The organism is Paenibacillus radicibacter, assembly GCF_024721995.1.
Lineage (GTDB): Bacteria > Bacillota > Bacilli > Paenibacillales > NBRC-103111 > Paenibacillus_AM > Paenibacillus_AM radicibacter.
Genome location: NZ_JANQBC010000004.1, coordinates 111,576 through 125,909 on the forward strand (window position 1 = coordinate 111,576; position 14,334 = coordinate 125,909).

Below are 14,334 nucleotides of genomic sequence, written 5' to 3' on the forward strand. Positions count from 1 at the left end.
TTCACTCCTCTAAGTATAATAAATGGTTGATAATAATCATTCTTATCTTATTATACCGCTCACAGAAGTGAAAGCAAAGAGCTAATCCCTTATTTGATCACGGGTTTAGAGCTATTATGTGTCGGATGAGGCATGATCCCACTTGACGGTTCAATTCCTTTTTCAAAATAATCCTTATTCGCTGGAGTATGGAACCCGACATCCTTATAGGGATGCACCCACTGGTCACCTGCCATGATCGCGGGATCGGTATTCTCTGTCCACTGCTCGAGTGGTGAATTCGGTGAGGCGTACTCATGATCCCCAATGACCACCCCGTACTCATTCACGAAAACTTCTCTTGGTCCGCGCCCCTGCTCAAACTTAGACAAAAATTCGATCTCAAAAGGGTCTATATTCGTTTGTTTCTGCTTATGTTCACTCATCGTCTTGTACAAAAACCCTCCGACCTACGTCGAAGGGCGATTAGGACCATTTAGTTTTTTATCAATACCCGGTTGATCTTGTCTGGACTTGTCGTGCTTCGCTTGTTGTTCTTGCTCTTTGGAATTTCCACTTGCTGACATGGCTCTCACTCCTTTCCGACGTTAGTATGTGCCTCCCCAATTACGTCTATCCAAGTAGAACTAACCTTCGGAAATGCAATACTTGCCAACGTCAGAACGATAAATAATAACTGCATGCTGCTTAGATATAGAAAAGCGATGGTTTGTGGAGTTAGCAAACTAACTGCAAGTCCCCCGACACCAAATCCCAGTAAGACGAATTGTGCAACAGCACCATCGCCGTTCATCCATGTATTCTTTTTTATAATCAAAATACAAATAATCGCTGCGCTCAATAATGCCATGTACCAATGACTGGAATCATCACTTAGAGCTTGATATAAGAGTACAGCAGCAGTGGCAAAATAACCAGCAGCATCCATAACTGTTAGCGCGGATAGACCTGTCTTACGCATTCTCACTTGCATGTAAACAAGCGCGATGACTACCCCTGCAAACAGACCATCGTTGGATCCTGAAACCATAAGTAACTTGAGAGGATCCGTCCATATTAACGAAGGCTCCGATAGTAATGGACTTAGCTTCCAACCTGCAAAAACGATAAGAATGACGCTTGCAAAAAGATCAAAGATTGGCGATTTCGTATCGCCTATCCTGCGCAACTGCCACATTAATATTCCAAACCCAGCAATACAGCTGAGCACGAGTGTAAGTAAACTTCCTCTTATTACAAATGGTCCGATTTCCACAATAGACGGCATGTTTCCCCTCTTTTCAATTGTACGGTCTAAGGAACTGATACGTACTTGATGAACGTCTTAGCACATCAAATTGATATCCTTGTCCCCTTAAATAATTAATAATAGCAGGAAGCGCTTCTGCCGTCATCTGCTTTCCTGGCGCATCATGCATGAGAACAATAATACGACGTTGACCTGCTGTATAATACCGTACACTTTGATAAATATCTCGACTACTCATCTTCCGACCTGATGCGTCCTCTGAATCCACGTTCCAGTCGAAATACGTGTAACCATCCGCCAACATTCGCTCGGTAATATCGTTCATAATGTATGGCCCACCCGCGCGATGACTCACTGTATTATTCGATCCTCCAGGAAAGCGCATGATGGTAGGACGATAACCGACGACTTGCTCAAGCAGCTTGCCAAGTCGTTCCACATCCCGTTTATATGCCTTGGGAGAGCGGTAGATGGCTGCATAGTGATGGGAATACGTATGATTGCCAATCGCATGACCTTCTTTTGCCATACGCTTATACATTGCAATTCCGAGCGCCGAATCATTCCCATTTACGAAAAATGTCGCATGTACGTTATTCTTTTTCAACGTATCCAATACCTGAATAGTCGTCAAAGATGGACCATCATCAAAAGTTAAATAAGCAATTTTCTTGCCCGTATGAGATAAATTGGTATACGGTCTTACTCGGACATGGCTTCCCTTCGGTGTATTTGGTAACTGTGAAGGTGATGGTTTATTTAAAGTTTTAGTTTTCGGTTGTGGTGGATTTGATGGTATGGGTTTTGGAGTAATTGTATGGGTACGTGACTTTAATAAAGACGAAGGTGGTGATGGTAATTTCTCTATCTTGATGGGTGGAAAATGCGTGGGAATTAGCGGTATGCTTGAACGTGATGGTGATGCTAATGGGGTAGGGATCTTGTTCAAATCGTCTAAAGCTTGGTCTTTTGCCTTCTGCACATGCTGACAGCCGAGCATTCCCATCATCAGTAGTCCCAAACCCATCATAATTACGAGCAATTGCTTATTCATACAGTCTCCCCCTTCACACAGTTCCCCTTAATCTTTATAAAAAAGGTAAACCTAGTATGACCGAGAAAGAACATGCATCTAGCGCTAAATTATTGGGATTCAGCCTGCAAATTACCAGTACCTATTTAGCATGAAAAAGACGGCTTCTGCCTAAGCAGAAACCGCCTTTCGCTCCTATCCGATATCGGATTTCTATATTATTCGTTGCTGTTAAGTTTTTGCTTCAATTGCTCAAGCTGCTCATCCACTTGTGCTTGTTTCGCAGGGTCTACGAAAGTTTGACCGCCGTAAGCACCTGTACCGGAGTAAGGTCTGCGAACAACATCTGCTTCAGCTTCCATTTGCATGATTTTCTCTTCCATACGGTGGAAGCCGCGTGATGCAGTTCCTGCTTCGATGGAACCGTTGTAAACCGTTTGAGCCATTTGCTTCTTCGCTTTTGCCATTTGAGCACGAGTAACTAGCTCGTTACGCTTATTGCGCATTTTGTAGAAATCGTTCTTAATTTCGTGCAATTGTTGAGTCAAATCTTCAGCTTGTGCTTTGGACGATGCATGCAAGTCAGCAAGATCGTTAGCACGCTCAGCATAGTGTAATTTTTCTTCCAACGCTTGACGCGCTGCTGCTTCATTACCACTTTTCAGTGCTGCACTTGCTCTGAACTCACGTTCTGCTGCAAGACGAAGGTTCTCTTCCATTTGACCTTTCAATTTACGCTCATTTGCCATTTGGCGAGCAACTGTTACTTCGGACTTCGCAATTTCTTCTTCCATTTCACGAATGTATTGGTTAAGCATTACGATTGGATCTTCCACTTTATCTAACATTTCATTAATAGACGCTACTGTCATTGATTTGATTCTAGAAAATACTCCCATTGTTACACATCTCCCTTAGGTTCATTATTTTGATTTTTGTTTTGGTTTTTTTCTAATTGATTCAGCTTGATACGAAGATCTTCAATTTCTCTTTGCATCGCTTTTTTCTCAATGTCTTTCATCATGTCATCAATGTTGTCACTGCTTTGAGGTTCTTGATACGTTGCACGATATTGACCCGGTCTTGGTGGTGCTTCTGGTCTTCTGTAATCATTTCTACCATAATTATTGCTGTTTCCATAAGGATTGCCGTATGGATTATTGTGATTATTGTTATAAGGCCCTCTTTGGCCATAAGGATCGTAAGGATCCGTAAATCTTGGTTCTTTCGGGACGATCATGGCGGCCACGAAGTAAACGAGGATGACTGCGCCGCTTGTAAAAATCGCTGCTACTGCAACAACTAAACGAAGCAATGTCACATCAATATTGAATACTTCGGATAATCCACCACATAGTCCAGCTACTTTTTTGTTCGTACGGGAACGAAATAGTTTCGACGAGGACATGGATACTTACTCCTCTCCTTTAAGTTTATTGCGTAAATTCTCAAGTTCTTGCTCAAGTCCTGGATGCCCTTGACCATAACCGGAATTGTACGTACCCTCCTGCGTCATTCTACGTAAATCACGCATGCTTCTTGCTTCAAGTTCCATATCTGTTACATGCTCATTGATGCGATCATACACTCGTGGCATGTTGCCACCCATTGTATTCATGCGAGCATTCATTCGATGTTGTAATCTTGCAGATTCCATACGAGCGATGTAGTAGCTGCGCTTGCTTGCCGCTTCTTCATAATCGACGCGAAGTTCAGCAATCTGCTCTTCCATCTCCGTTAGCGATTCTTTGGACTGTTCATATAAACCTTTGAACTGTTCACAACGCTCTTCTGCTTGCATCTTCTCTTGAAGAATGATGCGCGCCATGTTGTCCTCGCCTGCTTTTAGAGCAAGTATCGCTTGGGATTCGCGCTTTTCTTTTATTTCAAGTGCGTTTAAATATTGTTGTCTCAGACTATTTGCATGAATTGCGCATTGTTGGTGCAATCGCTCAGATTGTCTAAGCTGATCACGCATTCCAGCAAGATAATGATCTAACATCCGTACCGGATCTTCTGCTGCTTCCAATCTTTCGTTTAATGTTGCAACTGTGATGTCTCTCATCCGTTTCCAAATACTCATTGTTTTCACTACACCTACCTTATGTTTTACTTGTATTCATTTATGTTCTTATACTCTTCTACGTTTACCGGTTAACATGGTTACACCTAAGCCTACAAGGACGATTGCGATGATGATGATGAAGAATGTTGAAAGCTTCGCTAGAAGAATCAAGACCCCCACCGTTGCAACGATCCAGCCCATCGTGCTACCTCTCTTAATTCCGTAAACCCCTAGTCCGATTAAGACTGCTGGAATAAGATATGACATGATCGGACCTAAGATAAATCCGAACTTGCTAAGTAGGATGATACCACCGATTGCGATTAACGCTAGTGCCAAACCTGAGTTACGATTCCAAGCCATTTTGTTGTCACCACCTTTCGTTTTGTTTCTCGTTTGCTTCATGTCCTTATTGTAGACTGAATCCCACTTGTGCAAAACGGACTCACGGCGGTATTTGATACTAGACCAAGGTCGAGGTGCCCCTCCGCCTCTGGTGCAAGATGGACTCAGACCCTTGTCGGACAAGGGATTGAGGGGAAAATGAAAAAGCCCCGTGGGACGCGGAAATTGTCGTCTCATGGGGCGATAGGTGTTTGAAAGTCTATTTGAAATAGATACACTTCTATATGTTTAAAAAGTCAGGTTACTGCGTGTAGCAGATACGCTACTATGTGCTCGATAAGTTGGGAGCTTCGTAAAACAGATACACTTCCGGGATTCCAATTCGCCCTCCAGCGGATCTGTTTTACTTCGCGCGTGCTTTTCACACTACTTTTAAACTATAGAACTAAAGAACATGCTATTAAACATTTTAACTCTAACACCTTTAAAACTTGAATCAAAGTCTCCGTAGAAACACTTCAGCGGCTTAGATCAACAAATTAAACAACAATGGGTCTTTGTTGAGCTCGTTATAGGTAATACCTTTCTGGTTCATCCGTTCAAGCAGAGGTTCGTAGTCTTCGCGGCATTTGAGTTCAATGCCGACGAGGGCTGGGCCGTTGTCTTTGTTATGTTTTTTCGTATATTCGAATCTAGCGATATCGTCGCTTGGTCCAAGCACTTCATCTAGAAATTCACGTAGTGCTCCAGCACGTTGTGGGAAGTCGACGAGGAAGTAATGTTTGAGTCCTTCATAGATCATGGAACGTTCTTTCACTTCCTGCATGCGGTCGATGTCGTTGTTGCCGCCACTGATGACACAGACGACGTTCTTCCCGACGAGTTCATCTTTATAGAAGTCTAATGCACTAATCGGCAGTGCGCCTGCTGGTTCCGCGACGATGGCATTCTCATTATATAGTTCAAGCAATGTGGTACATACTTTGCCTTCTGGTACGGCTACGAGTTCATCGATTACATCTTTACAAATCTCGTAAGTGAGTTCGCCAGCACGCTTCACGGCAGCGCCATCTACGAATTTATCGATCGAGGGCATTGTAATTGCACCTTGATTATCAAAGGCTTCTTTCATAGAAGCAGCACCGCTTGGTTCTACGCCGATCATTTTCGTATGGGGGCTGAACATTTTGACGAAAGTACCAACTCCAGAAGCCAATCCGCCACCACCAACGGTTACGAACAAATAGTCGACTGGTGCTTCCATGCTCTCCATGATCTCCATCGCGACTGTTCCGTTGCCCGCGATAATGTGCGGATCATCAAACGGATGGACGAATGTCATTTCCATCTCATTACAAGTCTTCATAGCTTCTGCGTAGGCGTCATCATAAGTATCACCGATCAATACGACATCAACATAGGATCCGCCGAATTTTTTGACTTGCGAGACTTTTTGGCGTGGGGTTGTACTTGGCATGAAGATCTTACCCTGGATACCAAGGGATTGGCATGAGAATGCAACGCCTTGTGCATGATTGCCTGCGCTTGCACAGACGATTCCTTTGGCGAGTTGCTCTTCGGTTAAGCTCTTGATCAAGTGATACGCACCGCGAATCTTGAATGATCGTACGATCTGCAAATCTTCTCTTTTTAAGTACAAGTTACAATTGAATTTGTCGGATAAGTGCGGGTCACGAATTAAAGGTGTTTTCCGTACGACTTCCTTGAGTGCGTGATGTGCACGAACGATTGATTCTGCGGTTACTGCGGTTGTGGTGTATAGCTCCATTTTCTCCACCCTCTCCTTGTTAGAGTTAGTTCAAAAAGTAGAACCACTTCAGTAAAAAGAGTGCTTACAGGCTCCAATGTAATCGTGAAAATTTGAATGGATTAGTATGGGGTTTTTCACGATTCCAATTCGCCTTCCAGCTCTCTTTTTACCTCCGTTCACTTTTGGATCAAACTCAGATCTTTATAAAAAAACAAAAAATCTCGCCCCTGAAAGGGACGAGATTAGCTCGCGTTACCACCCTAATTCTGCCGAAGTCTGGTTATTCCTTTTGTACAAAAGGATAAGAAGAGCAAGGACAGCATCTTCATCACGTACAATCATACGTGTTCCTGATAACGGTGGATGCCGTTAAAGCTTACTTGAAATTTCAGCTTTACTTCTCAGAGATGATATTCGGCTAGGTTCTGAACATTGGCTTTCAGCAGGTGCCAACTCTCTAGGGAACAGAATCGCAAGCGTACTCCTTCTCTTCAATGAATTATTTGAATAATGTATATCTTATTCTCAGTTATACTGCTAATTGAATTTGATGTCAATGTCCATTTATTGACCGTTTACGATCTACGTCCTCCGCGGCCACGTCTAGTCTTGTTGCGGCGTTTTCTCATTTTCCAAAGGGCTATACCCAAAATTGCAATGACTGCAACAAATAACAACGATATCGCGAATCGGAAAATGAGCGAATGTCCATCCATCGATAGCTTGTCACCTAAGTTACTGAAGAAGCCCGGTTTCTTAGGCGCATTCTGTGGCTGTTCGAATGTGTGAATTCGATCAATGGAATCGACTAAAGCCAAGGAGCCTTTAAGTTTGCCATCTTGTTCTGGAGTATGAAGAATATCGTTCCAACGCGAAATCTCATCTCGCTCTGTGCTCGTGTAAAGCAGCAAGGACTTGTTCTTGTTCCAAGGTGAAACCGATAAGCTTAGCATCGCGGATTGGTTCTGCGCTTGCGGTAATAGCTGCATATTAGGCATCGTTGGAACAATAGTCTTGCCTTCCATCCGATATGGAAGTGAACCACTTTCCCAGAAAGCTGCCGGAACGGTCTCAACACCACCGATCATAATGAGATTGTTCTTCTCAAGCGTAGCTTTCATATTTGCTGAAGCAAGTGCAACACTTACACCTTCGTCGGAATCGATGATTTTACCCATATTGCTACGAATGAATGTAAACAAGCTTAGCTCTTTGGACGTCGGATTCTCAGGAAGAACGAAGGTCGTTGTATCCCATTTGCCACCTTTAATGAAAGGTGCAGGCAGGTTGCTTAGCTGATAATTGTTACGATCTTGAAAAGGTACTGTCAGATAAGAAGCTTTATCCACAATCGCCCATTCGCCAAGATGTGGACTTGCTTCCGCGCACGTATCACGGTCTTTGGTCGTCCATAACTGGAAGGATATATCGATGATCATGCTTGGTTTGCCAACAACTGCATCCTTCGGAATTGTAATTTCGAGGATACCTGTATCACTGGATTCTGCATTAAGAAACTTGCTGGCAGCAGGTGTATTGTTAACAGATACTGTCATCACGGACTCCGCATAATTTAACGCTTTGGAATGGCGGTATAGCAGCTTGAGCTTCATCTTGCCGTTCACATCCCACTCGGACGGGAATGTATATTGAATTCGAGTATGCCCGACAGCCACGTTCTCCATCACCATATCCTGATAACCTAGCTGCTCAAATGTTACTTTATGATTCGTCGCATCCTGTGGTTTAGCAGAAGGTGCAGGAATCTTAATCGTATCAGGGATGATAGCTCCCGTGCCTTGCAATTGACCATACAGGGACGGCTCGGAGAGCAGGTCTGCTCCCCTTTCAATTGTTTTCTCATCTGCTTCCAGCATGAGTAAGGACTTGCTCGCATTCCATGGGGATGGAGCAAGTGCTATGTATCCTTTTGCCGGATCAGTCACTTGTTTACGCGTTTCGGTTGCTGCCCTCAATCCCTTGTCTTTCCAGCCATCCTTATGCCCGATCCAAATACTGTGGCGATTAGCTAGAAGCTCCTCTGTCACTTCGGATTCTTTGTAAACGGCATAGTTCAGACGACTATCCGGTACTTGCTTCGCAAAAAAGCGTGATAGCTTGCCCAGTGCCTGCAACTGCGTAGCTTGCATCGTGTCAGGTACGACGAAGATTGTGCCAAGCGGAGTTAGACTTCCTTTTTCAAGAAAAGGATTCGGATACCACTTTAGGTCTGGCGTGCTGTTCGACTTTGCGATGTTCAAATGAACGAGACTATCTTTGTGTAAAATGAGCCAGTTGCCTGGATTGCGCAGGTCATCACAGATGTTCCCACGCGACTCTAGATTCGACACCAACGACAATTTATGAAATCCGGGTTTATTCAAATGCTTGCTCAGATCGACGAGGTAACTAGTCCGTTCTTTGTTCGTCTCATCTAAATATTGACTATCCAGCGGAACATCATCAAGCAAGACGGTAAGCACAGAGTGCTTCGGATTTAGCATGCCAGAATGACTGATAAACAGCTCCACATAGGACCCTTCAAGCACTCGACGCGCCGGATTAATTTCAAAATAAAAATCGTTACTGTTGCGCACTTCCTTATTCACTACATCGCTTGGGAACAAGGGAAGATTCTCTGTACCAGAAGCATCCGCATTCGGCGGAGTCTGCAATGTAGCGATTGTCGGTTGTGTAGTTTCTCCCGTTTCTGGAGCGGCATCCACCACCGATTGTCCCCCATTTACCTCTTCCGCACGCACTGCTGGGGTGAGCACGAATGAGGCGAGGAGTACAAAGCATAATATTCTCTTGAATGTATGGTTCCAAAGTTGATTCGACATACAAATTCTCCTTACTTAGGATTGAAACCTCTGGGTTTTGTCCCATTTCACTTCTTGTTTCTTGATAATACTTTTCACTTGCATATACATAGCGCGAACGACAAGAATGAGCCACAATTGCGAATAACTCAAATACATCAGCATGACGATCAGAAAGTTCTTGGAGTTCATCTCGGTTCGTTCAATGCCCAGCGTAATCATAATCTCGACAATGAAGAGAACATACGCCAGCATCCAGATAAGTAAGAATGGCCCTGGAACTGATACATGCAACCAATCCATTAGACCGGCAATAAATAGGAAGTGAGATAAGGCCACGCCACCAAGGAATAAGAAGTAGGTGAAAAAATAATAAATGATATCAAATAAGATCCGTTTTCTTTTTAACTTAAAAAATTGTTTCATGTATTTAAAAATGACGTATTGATTACCCATCGCCCACCGCGTGCGTTGTTTAAACCATACTTTCCATGTCTCAGGCTCTTGTTCCCATGTGATAGCCAGCGGATAAAATCGAATAATGTACCCGGCTTCATACACACGAATGCTTAGCTCTGTATCTTCTGCAAGTGCCTTAACATCCCATCCCCCGACCTCATCAAGCACCTTTCTACGAATCATAAAATTCGTTCCAGGAATCGTACTGATCTTAAACCAGAACCACCTGCCTGCTTGCACCATCCATTGGAAACTGATCGTCTCAATATTAATGAACTTAGTGAGCAGATTCTTCTTCGCATTAATAACTCGGAATTTACCGACGACAGCGGCTACTTCAGGTCGATTAATTAAGCCAGATACCAGATTCTTAACAGCTGCTGATTCCGGTGTGTTATCCGCGTCATAGACGGCGATCAGCTCACCTTTGGATATTTTTAAAGCACGGTTAAGCGCATGTGACTTGCCCTTACCTCCCTCTGGCGGAAAAGTATGCAAAGGGATGATGAACGGATATTGCGCGGCAAATTCATCTACAATCTCACCCGTGCGATCCGAAGAGTTGTCATTAATGACAATGACTTCAAGCTTATCCTTCGGATAATCGAGCGCGACCATGGCGTTAAGCGTCTGCCTGATCACGATATCTTCATTTTGTGCAGGAATCATGATCGAGACAGATGGCCATGTTGTACGGTCGGCAGGCATTGGATCTGGGCCACTAAGCTCCAGCTTGTTGGAATACAAGTACCCGCCAAGCGTCAGAAACATGTGATACAGCAACATGACCCATATCGAAGTTAAGGCAATTAAGAATAAATAGTTACCGATCATTCGAAGAATCCTCCTCCTGGAATAGTCGATATTTCTTGCGCTTTTTGAGTAGGATCATAAACAGAATGAAGAGTAGAATGAAAATCCCAACAACAATCGCAATCCCCCATGTAAAAAAGAACGAAAAATTCGTAAGCCACTTCGGCTGACTAGAAGGTTTATGTGTGCCGCTTTCGCTAGCGATTTCGAATTTGTCTTGATTCGTTATCTTTGGAATTATTTGACCATCGTTCAATTGAATGGATGCGAAATCGGTTCGCACCGAGTGAGACTCTTTTTTCAAATCAATAAAAGATACGTGCTGTTTCTGAAGTCCATCCACAAGTTCTCGCAATAAATCAATGGAGATCGTCGTATGGTAAAAAGCGCTAAACAAACTGTCGCGCACAATCTTCAAATCATTCATGCGAGTAAGCATGAGCGGCACATGACCCGGGTCTTCCTCTACATAGCCAAGTGTCTCTGGAATAATGTTCATCCCATCGCTCTGGTAACGGCTTCGATAAGGAATCGCCTGTGAGATCGCATACGTACTATCCGTTAGTTGAACCGATGCGACCATTGTAGAAAAGTATCGATTAGCAATCTGGTATCCACGCTGTGACATCGTATAATGTGGCGGCTCGAAAGCCAGCGGATAAAGGCCAAGATCCATCAAGAGCGCAATACCCCGCTCCAATTTCTCCTCGGTATATAGTTCTTCATTGGGAACTGGCTGATCATTCTCCGCATCCCAGAACTCAAAGCCCTCGCCAGTCTCAGACTGGTAATATTGATGAGTGTAACCATGCATCACGATACTTGCCCCATGTGCTACGGCATATTGAAGTGCCTCTACCACCTTCGGTTGATCGCGGAGCGACATTTTCTTGCCCGTATCAGGATTCACATAGAGCGGAATCGTTGCAATCATAAACGGAATGTCCCGCTCCGATAATAAATCCGCAATCGCCTTGAGTTTATCCGGGTCTGTTGTAGGACTGACATCTTCAATCCGGATGAATGCTTCATGACCTTGAATGTGTGGCTCTCCAAAGAATAGATGCAGCCAATCTGCAAAGATAAGTCCGATCTTGTCGAGTAACTGAGTCGAAGCGAAGCCCCACTCCCGATCATCGGAATACCCAAGCGGATAAACGTCGTTTCCATTAGAGGCTGTTATCTGCACTTCACTTGTGCTTGGAGGGGAAATAGGTGCAATCATGTGGTTGCGCATTGGGTGCTTCTGTCCCATATAGGTTGCATCGATGATGTTCATCTTCTGCATGCCAATCGTACCCGTGTCACCGCCAACCCACATCATTCTAATCGAAAAAGGTTCCGCTAGTGCACGAAGCTTAGCAAAGTCAGCCTCTCCTCGCTCACTAATAGCAAACAGATAGTTTATACCCTCAAGCGCCTCAGCCGTCACTTGATCTTGGCTCATGATCCGCGCATCGATGTTAAAGTGCCCTGTTAAGTTCCAGATCACCCGTGCAGTTGCCTGATGTTTCACATCGTTGTAGACGATTAAACCTTGCTTCTTCGGGACTGGATTAGCGTTCTTGGCTGCATTCTGTTGGGCTTGATCAGCCGCGTAAGCAATTGACACTGGCGCTAAGCTTGTCAGGATAAATGCTGTTAGTAAGCTGATCAGCAGCAGGTAGCTGGTCCGCTTTCTTTTACTTAACATACTGAAGTAATCCTTGTTTCGCCTGATCGTACAATTCGTCTGCATCTGTGCCATCAGCTGGGCAACCTGCATATCCAAATTTCAGATTGAGCTTCACCTTCCGCGTCCGGTTCGCCCGATTTACTTCAATCATGTCGAATTTCTCAGTCATCCGATTGATGACGACTTCCACATTGCCAATTTCGGTTTCAGGGAGGATACCCGCAAATATACCGTCCTCAAAGTAATACTTTTTGTCAATTTGGCGCAGCACTTCGTCCACGTGTTCAGCAACTTTTTTTAGTAGAACATCGGTCTGAACGGGTCCGTATTCTTTTTGAAACTGGTCGAAATATTCAATCTCCATAAGAAGTACCGTCACATTACGTCCGTATCGAACCGAGCGCTGCACTTCATCGTGCCACTCCAGCTCAAACTTACGCGTATTCATAAAACCTGTCACTTCATCCACCCATACGAGATCTTCATATTTGTTCTCGTATTGATTAATACTGTTAACAATCCGCCCTACTTCCTCGCCAAGATGTGCCGCGACGAACGCTGCAAGCGGGAAAGACAACAGCCATACGATGTCGTTAAAGGTGATTTCAGATACCGTCTCCAGCATATACATCTGGACTAGGATATACGTACTATACCCAAATACCACAATTATCGAGCTAACAAGTGCAGGTAAGAGTGTGCTCATGAATGAAAATAAGGAAAGTACAACCACGATCATGAACCACACATAATTAAGTGGGTGCCACTGAATCGTGAACACTAAATACAGCGATATTAAGATGAAGAACAAAAATTCGTACAAAAGTCTGACATAGATGCGATCATTTTTCATGTGATGCGTTCCTTTCTGCCTGAACTAGAAGTGCTTGTAAATTATCGAAGGAATAACATTGTAACGTGGGTAAATCGACATAACCGCCGACATACTCTGAATTTGGATCTTGGACGGCGAACTGCTGCATACGAGCTGTAAGCTCTGCTTCAAGCTCATGAAGATTTACTTTGTGGGCAAGGCGTGCGGCAATTGCGTAAGCGGCAGGCGACTCCACTTGGTCGGCACTGTGACCTTTTTCACTATAGTGCGCATATAACTGACGGTCCTTCGCCCAAGTTTGTTGCAGCCAATTTATTGTCGGAGTAATGGATATACCTGCTTCAGCGGCATGATAAGCCGCAATTAGGGAATCAATCGCATTGTATTTCCCTTCTCCTGGCACCCATTGATTACTCTTCAAATCATGTGTTTTCATGTACAAACCTGATGGCATCTGCGCCTTCGTAAGAAGCGCTTCTGATGCCTGTTTAACCGCTAGCCATTCTGGATTAAAGGCTGCTAACCGCTTCATAGTCGGAACATCAAGATACGAGATCGTCACTTGGTTAGCGCGGTACTTACTTGGGATATCATAATAATCGACTAAGAGGTCGCCCTGACGATTCGCCTTAAGTAGCGCATCCCCAAGTAGTAGCGCGTACGTCTGGTACGACTCATCTCCCCACTTATCATGTGCATTTAACAGGTTTCGAATTACACGAAGATCATCAAGCGAGGCATTCGTCTTCGCCTTCTCCCCACGTGGTCCGTCATACTTCCAGCGAAGCAATCCACCAGCAGCCTGCAAATGTTGGGTTATAAAATGTAATTGCTGATCGAATAAGTAGCGGCGGTTAGTAAGAAGTGCGTACTCTAAGAGTAAGCCTGTTGATTCCAGTAGCATGTCATGATTCTTCGCCAAATGAGGTTCTTTGGGTAAATCTGAGCGCAGATTTGTGTAGATACCGCCGCTCTTGTCCATCAGGTGAGTGATGATGAATTTATATAATGAAGTATCGCTCTGTGCGATGGTGGCACGGTTGTCCTCATCTGGGGTGCTACTCTTGTTGTACCAGTATGTTCCGCCTAATACGAGAAGCGCAAATAGTGGCGTTAGGATCGAGATGTTGATCTTGGTTCTCTTTTTCATATGTAAGGAAAGTCCTTTCGTTCTTTGTGCATGATTTTAGATATTATAGCGAATTTAGTATGGGCAGAAAAACGAATAAAATCACTATTGAGGGATAATATGGAAAGTTAATGTAAA

Annotated in this window: 14 protein-coding genes and 1 other annotated feature; all 14 genes read right to left on the reverse strand. The window is 44.1% G+C overall.

From position 1 onward, the window contains the following. Positions 1 to 89: 89 nt before the first annotated feature. The 14 genes from NV379_RS10620 to NV379_RS10685 all read right to left on the reverse strand — a co-directional run bounded on the left by NV379_RS10620 (position 90) and on the right by NV379_RS10685 (position 14,217). Positions 90 to 425: a DUF3905 domain-containing protein gene (locus tag NV379_RS10620; protein WP_258207290.1), complete on the reverse strand. Its 336-nt coding sequence runs from the start codon at positions 423 to 425 to the stop codon at positions 90 to 92. A gap of 24 nt (positions 426 to 449) precedes the next feature. Further along, positions 450 to 566 carry a spore protein gene (locus NV379_RS10625; RefSeq protein ID WP_258207291.1) on the reverse strand — a complete coding sequence of 39 codons (117 nt, stop codon included), beginning with the start codon at positions 564 to 566 and terminating at the stop codon, positions 450 to 452. 5 nt (positions 567 to 571) lie between these two features. Further along, positions 572 to 1,267 carry a hypothetical protein gene (locus NV379_RS10630; protein ID WP_258207292.1) on the reverse strand — a complete coding sequence of 232 codons (696 nt, stop codon included), beginning with the start codon at positions 1,265 to 1,267 and terminating at the stop codon, positions 572 to 574. Between the two features lie 13 nt (positions 1,268 to 1,280). After that, a complete protein-coding gene (locus NV379_RS10635; protein WP_258207293.1) occupies positions 1,281 to 2,303 on the reverse strand; it encodes a polysaccharide deacetylase family protein in 1,023 nt (340 codons plus the stop codon). Between the two features lie 197 nt (positions 2,304 to 2,500). Beyond that, the gene (locus tag NV379_RS10640; RefSeq protein ID WP_258207294.1) at positions 2,501 to 3,181 is read right to left on the reverse strand and encodes a PspA/IM30 family protein; all 681 of its coding nucleotides are present in this window, start codon (positions 3,179 to 3,181) and stop codon (positions 2,501 to 2,503) included. 2 nt (positions 3,182 to 3,183) lie between these two features. Further along, entirely contained in the window at positions 3,184 to 3,690 is a 507-nt protein-coding gene (locus NV379_RS10645; protein ID WP_258207295.1) for a PspC domain-containing protein, read from the reverse strand. 6 nt (positions 3,691 to 3,696) lie between these two features. Beyond that, positions 3,697 to 4,365, reverse strand: a complete 669-nt coding sequence (locus NV379_RS10650; protein ID WP_258207296.1) for a PspA/IM30 family protein — start codon at positions 4,363 to 4,365, stop codon at positions 3,697 to 3,699. Positions 4,366 to 4,413: 48 nt separating this feature from the next. Then, a complete protein-coding gene (locus NV379_RS10655; protein ID WP_258207297.1) occupies positions 4,414 to 4,710 on the reverse strand; it encodes a LiaF transmembrane domain-containing protein in 297 nt (98 codons plus the stop codon). A gap of 508 nt (positions 4,711 to 5,218) precedes the next feature. Next, positions 5,219 to 6,481, reverse strand: a complete 1,263-nt coding sequence (ilvA, locus tag NV379_RS10660) for a threonine ammonia-lyase IlvA (RefSeq protein ID WP_258207298.1) — start codon at positions 6,479 to 6,481, stop codon at positions 5,219 to 5,221. A gap of 211 nt (positions 6,482 to 6,692) precedes the next feature. Continuing rightward, positions 6,693 to 6,967, reverse strand: a binding site (T-box leader). 71 nt (positions 6,968 to 7,038) lie between these two features. Further along, positions 7,039 to 9,306, reverse strand: coding sequence for a cellulose biosynthesis cyclic di-GMP-binding regulatory protein BcsB (locus tag NV379_RS10665; RefSeq protein WP_258207299.1), 2,268 nt, complete (start codon positions 9,304 to 9,306; stop codon positions 7,039 to 7,041). A gap of 15 nt (positions 9,307 to 9,321) precedes the next feature. Further along, the gene (locus NV379_RS10670; RefSeq protein ID WP_258207486.1) at positions 9,322 to 10,575 is read right to left on the reverse strand and encodes a glycosyltransferase family 2 protein; all 1,254 of its coding nucleotides are present in this window, start codon (positions 10,573 to 10,575) and stop codon (positions 9,322 to 9,324) included. Next, entirely contained in the window at positions 10,568 to 12,304 is a 1,737-nt protein-coding gene (locus tag NV379_RS10675) for a polysaccharide deacetylase family protein (protein ID WP_258207300.1), read from the reverse strand. Before NV379_RS10675 ends, NV379_RS10670 begins: the two co-directional genes overlap by 8 nt. Continuing rightward, positions 12,240 to 13,085 (reverse strand): GGDEF domain-containing protein, encoded by an 846-nt coding sequence (locus NV379_RS10680; protein WP_258207301.1) that lies wholly within the window; start codon positions 13,083 to 13,085, stop codon positions 12,240 to 12,242. The genes NV379_RS10675 and NV379_RS10680 overlap by 65 nt, the downstream gene beginning before the upstream one ends. Next, positions 13,075 to 14,217: a glycosyl hydrolase family 8 gene (locus NV379_RS10685; RefSeq protein WP_258207302.1), complete on the reverse strand. Its 1,143-nt coding sequence runs from the start codon at positions 14,215 to 14,217 to the stop codon at positions 13,075 to 13,077. The genes NV379_RS10680 and NV379_RS10685 overlap by 11 nt, the downstream gene beginning before the upstream one ends. Positions 14,218 to 14,334 lie beyond the last annotated feature (117 nt).

Coding starts and splice junctions, on each gene's coding strand:
- NV379_RS10630 (WP_258207292.1), bottom strand. CDS start 1,267: ATGCCGTCTATTGTGGAAATCGGACCATTTGTAATAAGAGGAAGTTTA.
- NV379_RS10650 (WP_258207296.1), bottom strand. CDS start 4,365: ATGAGTATTTGGAAACGGATGAGAGACATCACAGTTGCAACATTAAAC.
- NV379_RS10655 (WP_258207297.1), bottom strand. CDS start 4,710: ATGGCTTGGAATCGTAACTCAGGTTTGGCACTAGCGTTAATCGCAATC.
- NV379_RS10665 (WP_258207299.1), bottom strand. CDS start 9,306: ATGTCGAATCAACTTTGGAACCATACATTCAAGAGAATATTATGCTTT.
- NV379_RS10625 (WP_258207291.1), bottom strand. CDS start 566: ATGTCAGCAAGTGGAAATTCCAAAGAGCAAGAACAACAAGCGAAGCAC.
- NV379_RS10620 (WP_258207290.1), bottom strand. CDS start 425: ATGAGTGAACATAAGCAGAAACAAACGAATATAGACCCTTTTGAGATC.
- NV379_RS10640 (WP_258207294.1), bottom strand. CDS start 3,181: ATGGGAGTATTTTCTAGAATCAAATCAATGACAGTAGCGTCTATTAAT.
- ilvA (WP_258207298.1), bottom strand. CDS start 6,481: ATGGAGCTATACACCACAACCGCAGTAACCGCAGAATCAATCGTTCGT.
- NV379_RS10645 (WP_258207295.1), bottom strand. CDS start 3,690: ATGTCCTCGTCGAAACTATTTCGTTCCCGTACGAACAAAAAAGTAGCT.
- NV379_RS10685 (WP_258207302.1), bottom strand. CDS start 14,217: ATGAAAAAGAGAACCAAGATCAACATCTCGATCCTAACGCCACTATTT.
- NV379_RS10675 (WP_258207300.1), bottom strand. CDS start 12,304: ATGGCACAGATGCAGACGAATTGTACGATCAGGCGAAACAAGGATTAC.
- NV379_RS10680 (WP_258207301.1), bottom strand. CDS start 13,085: ATGAAAAATGATCGCATCTATGTCAGACTTTTGTACGAATTTTTGTTC.
- NV379_RS10635 (WP_258207293.1), bottom strand. CDS start 2,303: ATGAATAAGCAATTGCTCGTAATTATGATGGGTTTGGGACTACTGATG.